This window comes from uncultured Kocuria sp. (genome assembly GCF_947500125.1).
In the GTDB taxonomy this organism is placed as follows: domain Bacteria; phylum Actinomycetota; class Actinomycetes; order Actinomycetales; family Micrococcaceae; genus Kocuria.
Map to the genome: position 1 here is coordinate 87,392 of NZ_CANMRA010000016.1, position 7,354 is coordinate 94,745.

The following is a 7,354-nucleotide window of genomic DNA, read 5'->3' on the forward strand; positions in this document are numbered from 1 at the left end:
CAGGTCCAGGTTGGCGACCGCTGTCATGGAAGATCTCGAGGTTCCCGGCGCCCCGATCATGGCGACCCACCAGGAGACGGGCGCTTGAGCCCCTTCGCGGGGCTCCTCGTGGCAACCACACGGCTCAGGTCTCCCTGCCCAGATTGGGGCTGGTTTTCCCGCGCCGTGGCCCTGCTCCTGCACATCTGGAGGCAGCCTTCGACGGGGTCCGTGGTGGCCTACGGGTGTCGGAGCGCAATGCACTGGTAGGTGGACACAAGGGCGCGTCCAACTGTGGAAGGCAGGGACATGCCCCCGGCCAGGGCAAAGTGTTGCTGGTGGAGTGTGTCGTGCAGACCACTTGCGTGGAGCGAGCGGGGGACTGGTGTCAGCTTTCTCGGGTGGCGATGGCGGCGTCGTCGACCGGGGACTGCTGCGGGGACTCCGCCGCCAGCTCCGGGTGGTGCAGGTCCAGGGCGGGACGCTCGGAGCGGATCCGCGGCAGCGAGGTGAAGTTGTGCCGCGGCGGCGGACACGACGTCGCCCACTCCAGCGATCCGCCGAACCCCCAGGGGTCGTCCACCTCGACCTTCGTGCCGTGGCGCCAGGTCGTGTACACGTTCCAGAAGAACGGGATCATCGACACGCCCAACAACATCGCCCCGATGGTGGAGATCTGGTTCATCCAGGTGAAGTCGTCCTCCGGCAGGTAGTCCGCGTAGCGGCGCGGCATCCCCGAGACCCCCAGCCAGTGCTGGATCAGGAAGGTCATGTGGAAGCCCAGGAACAGCAGCCAGAAGTGGATCTTGCCGATCCGCTCGTTGAGCATCTTGCCGGTGAACTTCGGCCACCAGAAGTAGAACCCGGCGAACATGCCGAAGACCACGGTGCCGAAGAGCACGTAGTGGAAGTGGGCGACCACGAAATAGGAGTCGTTGAGATGGAAGTCCAGTGGCGGGGACGCGAGGATCACCCCGGTCAGACCACCGAAGAGGAACGTGAACATGAAGCCCAGCACCCACAGCATCGGGGTCTCGAAGGTGATCGAGCCCTGCCACATGGTGCCGATCCAGTTGAAGAACTTCACCCCGGTGGGAACGGCGATCATCATGGTCATGAACGCGAAGAAGCTCAAGAACACCGTACCGGTGACGTACATGTGGTGAGCCCACACCGTCACCGACAGCGCGGCGATGGCGATCGTGGCGAACACCAAGCCCTTGTAGCCGAACAGCGGCTTGCGGGAGAACACCGGGATGATCTCGGAGACGATGCCGAAGAACGGCAGGGCGAGGATGTAGACCTCGGGGTGGCCGAAGAACCAGAACAGGTTTTGCCACAGCACCGGCCCACCGTTGGCGGGGTCGAAAATATTGCCACCGAGGGTGCGGTCCATGCCCAGCGCGAACAGCGCGGCAGTGAGTGGGGGGAAAGCCATGATCACCAGCAGCGAGGTGATGAGCACGTTCCAGGTGAACAGGCCCATCCGCCACACGGTCATGCCCGGGGCGCGCATCGCGATGATCGTGGTGATGAAGTTGACCGCGCCCATGATCGTGCCGAAACCGGACAGGATGAGCCCGAACACCCACAGGTCACCCCCCACGCCCGGGGTGAAGGACGCGTTGGACAGCGGTGCGTAGGCGTACCAGCCGAAGGAGGCCGCGCCCTGCGGGGTGAGAAAGCCGGCGGTGGCGATCAGGGACCCGAACAGGAAGAACCAGAACGCCAGGGCGTTCAGCCGCGGGAAGGCGACGTCGGGGGCCCCGATCTGCAGCGGGACGATGACGTTGGCGAAGCCGACGAACAGCGGGGTGCCGAACATCAGCAGCATGATCGTGCCGTGCATGGTGAACAGCTGGTTGTACTGCTCCTTGGTCTCCAGGATCTGCATACCTGGGGCGAACAGCTCGGCACGGATCAGCAGCGCCATCACACCGGCGATGCAGAAGAAGCCGAAGGAGGAGATCAGGTACATGTACCCGATCGTCTTGTGGTCGGTGGACGTGAGCCAGTTGACGACCATCCGTCCCTTGGACCGCGGCACGACCACCGGTGCAACCGCGGGACGTTCCTCGGCGGTGTACTCGTAGATAGCCATGCGACCTCCTCAGGCCTCCCGTACTTCGAACCTCGGTCACCGTAGCGCACCCAGCGGGGACCCACCGGTGTGAATCTTCCACTGAAATTCCCAGGAATCTCCCCAAATGCTCACCCCTGAACATGAGAGACCAGGCATCATTCCCCGGCACCACAGGACAATTCAGTCCGCGCGGCCGTGGGCCCACCGCCGCGTCCCGTCCCACCTCATCTTCTTTACCGTCGTCTCTTCACGGGAAGATGCCAGATAAGTATCTGCTGAGCATCAGGGCTTCATCGAATATTGATTATCTCTATACGTGATCTATACACTCCCGAATCGGATTGTGATTGTTCCGTAATAGACCTGTTATTGTGCACGGTGTGCCGGTTGCTGATCCGCTCGGCATCCCCGTGGCACATCGCCGAGTTCTGCCGGTGCCCGGGGTTCCTGAAGAGAAATCGCTTGGCAGAAGCGGGGAAACCATTTCCGGTCCCGGTGTGCCGGGGCCTTGGGGTTAAGTCGTTCAGAGCGCGTGCGTCCTGAACGGCCGGGTGTCTCCCACCCGAACCCGACAGCTCACCTCGTAGGCAAAGGGAGGAACCCACCCATGTCGCTTTTCAAGCAGAACACTGCCCGCCACCGCGCCGGGACCACCTCGCGCGCCGGGCGCACCACCGCCATCGCCGCCGCTGCTGGTGTGGCCGTGATGGGCTCCATCGCCCCGGCCCAGGCCTACGCCGAGATCCCCGCCGCCTCCGGGTCCTCCTATGCGGCTCCGGCCGCAGGGATGGCCAATCTGGCCTCTTACACCACCCAGGCCCCGGTCACCGCGCAGCCCGCCGACCAGGCCCCGGCCCCGCAGCAGGGCGCCGCCACCTCGAGCGTGAGCCCGCAGTCCACCGCCATCACCGAGATCGCCCCGGCCGCCGGCGGCATCGTGGGCACGGCCATGCAGGGCGTGGGCACCGGCTACGTCTGGGGCGGGACCTCTTTCGGGGCCTGGGACTGCTCCGGGTTCACCGGGTGGGTCTACGCCCAGAACGGCATTGACCTGCCCCGCACCAGTTTCCAGCAGATCGCCGCCGCCACCCCGACTTCCACCCCGCAGCCTGGGGACCTGGTGTCTCAGAACGGTGGCAACCACATCGGCATCTACATCGGTGGCGGCAAGATGGTCTCGGCGCTGAACCCGACCCAGGGCACCTTCGTCCACTCCGTCAACGCCATGCCCCTCGACGGGTACTACACCTACCGCTGAGCCGGACTCGCTGCTGCGGTGGCGGCCGGTCGTTGCCGGACCATCCATCGAGTGTGGAGTGCCCCGACAGGATCCTCGCCGGTGAACCTTCGGGGCACTCCGCGCCTGGATGCAGTCTTGAACAGTCGCGACGATCCTGCCGCCCTGCGCTCGGCAGGGAATCTGTGCGCGGATGTCGACCTTGCTGTACGGCCCCGGAAAGTACGCATGGCCTTGCCTCACCTCCCGCTGGATACGGGCAGCACTCTTCCCGCCCGGCAGGGGCATTGGAGCGACGGCCGCCCGGGGTGCGGTGATGGCTCGGGGGACGGGGATGTCGCAGTGGCGGACGGCACCCCCGTCCGCTCTCACCGTAAGAATGCAAGCTGGACATTGCCCGATCATCCAGGGGAGCCCCATCTCATTTGATACAGCTTCTACTGTACGGTTAGTGCATGAGGATCTTGTCCCCGGTCGAGGTGATGTCTCGCTTCGGCAAAGCACTGGCCGATCCCACCCGGGCCGCGGTGCTGCTGCAGCTGCAGCAGGGCCCGGCGGTGCCTTCGGAACTGGCGGACCGGATCGGGGTGAGCCGTCAGACCCTGTCCAACCATCTGGCCTGTTTGCGTGACTGCGGGCTGGTCGTGGGCGTGCCGGCCGGGCGCAACGTGCGCTATGAACTCTCGGACCCGAAGCTGACCCACGCGCTGGAAGATCTGCTGGGCACCATCCTCACCGTCGAGTCGGTGTGCCAATGCAGGACGCCCGAGTGCGCCGCTGCGGACCGCACCGATGACGCCACCACCCAGGAGATCCCGGCATGAGCGCGGAGCACCACCACGCCCACGCCACCATCGGGCGGCGGGGCAAGCTGGCGGTGGTCTTCGCCATCACCGCCACGATCATGGTCGCCGAGATCATCGGCGCGGTGATCTCGGGCAGCCTAGCGCTGCTGGCCGATGCCGGACACATGCTCACTGACTCGGCCGGACTGCTGATCGCCTTCACCGCTGCGACCTTGGCTCTGCGACCGGCCACGGAGAAACACACCTGGGGTTACCAGCGCGCTGAGATCGTCGCCGCGGCCGCCCAAGCGTCCGTGCTGCTGGCCGTGGGCGGATTCATCGCCGTCGAAGGGGTGCGCCGGCTGTTGGAGCCACCGGAGGTCGAGTCCACGGCCATGCTCTGGTTCGGAGTGATCGGCCTGGTCGGCAACGTCATCGGCCTGGCCATCCTCGCCTCCGGGCGGGGGGAGAACCTGAACATGAAGGCCGCGTTTCTGGAGGTGGCCAACGACGCCCTGGGCTCGGTGGCGGTGATCGTCTCCGCGATCGTCATCGCCACCACCGGGTGGACCCGGGCGGATGCGATCGTGTCCTTGTTGATTGCCGCCCTGATCGTGCCCCGGGCTCTGATCCTGCTGCGCGACACCATTGAGGTCCTGATGGAAACCACCCCGAAGGGCCTGGACCTCGAGCAGGTCCGCACCCGCCTGGAAGCCCTGCCGCACGTGGTGGGTGTGCACGACCTGCACGCCTCAAGGATCGACTCCGACACCCCGGTGCTCTCGGCCCACGTCACCGTTCACGACGGCTGCCTGAGTGCTGAGCACACCGGGGTGGTGTGAGACCCTCCACCCCTGACCCCCTCCCATCCCTGGTACACCCTGCTGCCCGAGACTGAACGGAAACCCCCTGTGAGCACTACCGCCAGCACGCCCACCCCACAGCAGAAGCCCTCGAAGGCCAAGATCATCGTGTGGGTCCTCCTGGCTGCCGTCGTGGCGGCCGTGGCCATCCCGATCCTCATCGCCCGGGCCAATTCCACCCCGGCGGTGCCCGACGACGCGGGGCAACTCGTGCGGGAGAACAGCCGGGTGCTCTCGAAGGCCCCCAACGAACAAGCCGTGCTGGTGGAGTTCCTGGACTATGAGTGTGAAGGGTGCCGGGCCGCCTACCCGTTCGTCGAGGAGCTGCGGGCCGAATACGCCGACACCGTCACCTTCGTCCACCGCTACTTCCCGTTGCCGGGCCACCGCAACTCCATGAACGCCGCCCTCGCGGTGGAGGCCGCGGCCCAGCAGGGACAGTACGAGGCGATGTACCAGCGCATGTTCGAGACCCAGGAACAGTGGGGAGAGTCGGGCGAGGACCAGAGCGCGGTCTTCCGCGGCTTCGCCGAAGACCTCGGCTTGGACATGGCCGCCTTCGATGCCGCGGTGGCCGATCCGGCCACCCAAGAGCGCATCGAGCTCGACGTCGCCGACGGTGAGGCTCTGGGGGTGGGCGGGACCCCGACGTTCTTCCTCAATGGGGAGGTGCTCAACCCCGAGTCCCTGGAAGCCTTCCGGGACGCCGTCGAGACCGCGGCCACCGACTGACAGTGATGAAGGCCTCCTCACCCCACACGTCCACCCCGCCGCTGCCCCTCCGCACGATTCCCAGGCCGGCGCCGGCTGGGCGGCGCCGGCGCGCCGTCGCTGCCGTCTGCATCGGTGTCGGGCTGGTGACCCTGGCCGTGCTGTGGATGGCCCTGGGCTCCTCCGGGGCCACCGCGCCCCGGGAGGTGCTCGACCCCGGGGCCCTGGTGCGCTGGGGGCTGCCGCTGGCCACGACCGTGCATCACCTGGCCATGGGCATCACCTGGGCCGGGCTGGTCTTCGCCACCACCGTAGTGCCCCGATCCACTCCGGTCACCGGGGCGGGGCAGGCCGGGGCCGAACACCCGGCCTTCGCCCGGGCCATGACGGTGGCCGCGGCCGCCGCCGGGGTGTGGACCCTGGCCGCGGTCGCGATCATCGTGCTCAGCTACGCCGACACCATCGGGACCCCGGTCTCCGGCTCGGCCGAGTTCACCGGGCAGCTGGGCTACTACGTGACCCGTCTGATCCCTGGCCAGGCGTGGGCGGTGACCGCTGTGACCGCGGCCCTGACCACCACCCTGGCCGTGCTCGCCCGCTCCCCGGTGCCGGTGGCCGCCACCGCCCTGGTGGCCCTGGCCGCCGTCATCCCGCTGTCCCAACTGGGACACGTGGCCGGGGTCGATGACCACAACGGGGCCGTCAACGCTCTGGCCCTGCACCTGCTCGGTGCCGGGATCTGGACCGGCGGGATCATCGTGCTCGCCCTGCTCGCCCCGCTGCTGACCATTCCGGCCGCAGGCCACCAGACGGCTCGGACCGTGCTGGAACGCTTCTCGACCCTGGCCGGGGTGGCCTTCGTCCTGGTCGCCGTCTCGGGGGTCATCAACACCATCTACCGGATCGGTGGCTGGGACGGGCTGAACTCCGGCTACGGGGCACTGGTGATCGCCAAGACGATCGCCACCGTGGCCCTGGGCGTGCTGGGGTACCTCAACCGCCGGGCGATCACCGCCGGCACCCCGAGGCTGGGCCGGGTGTGGCGACTGATCACCGTGGAAGTCTTCATCCTCTGCGCCGTGATGGCCCTGGGCGTGGCCCTAGGGCGCACTCCCACTCCGGTGCCCCTAGAGCGGCAACCGGACATCACCCCCGCGGAGATCCTCACCGGCTACCTCCTGCCCCCGCCCCTGAGCTTCTCCGGCTGGTTCACCCAGTGGCGCGTCGACTGGCTGTGGATCGCCGTGGCGATCCTCGCCGCCTGTCTCTACCTGGGCGGGGTACGACACCTGCGCCGCACCGGCGCACCATGGCCGGTGGCGCGCACGGCCGCGTTTATGGCCGGTCTGGTGCTGCTGGTCTACGTCACCTGTGGGGCGATGGCCCTCTACGCCCCGATCCTGTTCAGCGTCCACACCACCGCTCACCTGCTGCTGAGCTTCCCGGTGCCGCTGCTGCTGATCGCCGGGGCCCCCGGCCGCCTGGCCGCGGCCCTGGTGCCGACCCGCACCGACGGCAGCACCGGGGCGCGCGAGCTCGCCGCCGCATGGCGCACCTCCCGGGCCGGGGCCCTGCTGGCTCACCCGGCCCCGGCCGGGATCCTGGTCCTGGCAGGGCTGGGTGTCTTCTACTACACCCCCGCCTTCGCCCTGGCCCTGCACACCCACGTCGGCCACGAACTGATGAACACCACCGC

6 protein-coding genes and 1 riboswitch are annotated in these 7,354 nt (G+C 67.6%); of the genes, 5 read left to right on the forward strand and 1 reads right to left on the reverse strand.

What is annotated here, in order from left to right; genetic code table 11:
• Positions 1-367: 367 nt before the first annotated feature.
• Positions 368-2,080 (reverse strand): cytochrome c oxidase subunit I, encoded by a 1,713-nt coding sequence (ctaD, locus tag Q0817_RS11990; RefSeq protein WP_047804866.1) that lies wholly within the window; start codon positions 2,078-2,080, stop codon positions 368-370.
• A gap of 391 nt (positions 2,081-2,471) precedes the next feature.
• Positions 2,472-2,664: riboswitch (cyclic di-AMP (ydaO/yuaA leader) on the forward strand.
• A 5-nt stretch (positions 2,665-2,669) separates the two neighbouring features.
• Here ctaD and Q0817_RS11995 point away from each other — a divergent pair.
• The 5 genes from Q0817_RS11995 to Q0817_RS12015 all read left to right on the forward strand — a co-directional run.
• The gene (locus Q0817_RS11995; protein ID WP_047804867.1) at positions 2,670-3,320 is read left to right on the forward strand and encodes a C40 family peptidase; all 651 of its coding nucleotides are present in this window, start codon (positions 2,670-2,672) and stop codon (positions 3,318-3,320) included.
• Positions 3,321-3,754: 434 nt separating this feature from the next.
• Positions 3,755-4,123: a helix-turn-helix transcriptional regulator gene (locus Q0817_RS12000; protein WP_047804868.1), complete on the forward strand. Its 369-nt coding sequence runs from the start codon at positions 3,755-3,757 to the stop codon at positions 4,121-4,123.
• Positions 4,120-4,926, forward strand: coding sequence for a cation diffusion facilitator family transporter (locus Q0817_RS12005; protein WP_238986117.1), 807 nt, complete (start codon positions 4,120-4,122; stop codon positions 4,924-4,926). The genes Q0817_RS12000 and Q0817_RS12005 overlap by 4 nt, the downstream gene beginning before the upstream one ends.
• 69 nt (positions 4,927-4,995) lie before the next feature.
• A complete protein-coding gene (locus tag Q0817_RS12010) occupies positions 4,996-5,679 on the forward strand; it encodes a thioredoxin domain-containing protein (RefSeq protein ID WP_047804869.1) in 684 nt (227 codons plus the stop codon).
• Positions 5,680-5,804: 125 nt separating this feature from the next.
• Positions 5,805-7,354, forward strand: a 1,550-nt coding sequence (locus tag Q0817_RS12015) for a cytochrome c oxidase assembly protein (protein WP_298587742.1), incomplete at its 3' end; no start/stop codon positions are given.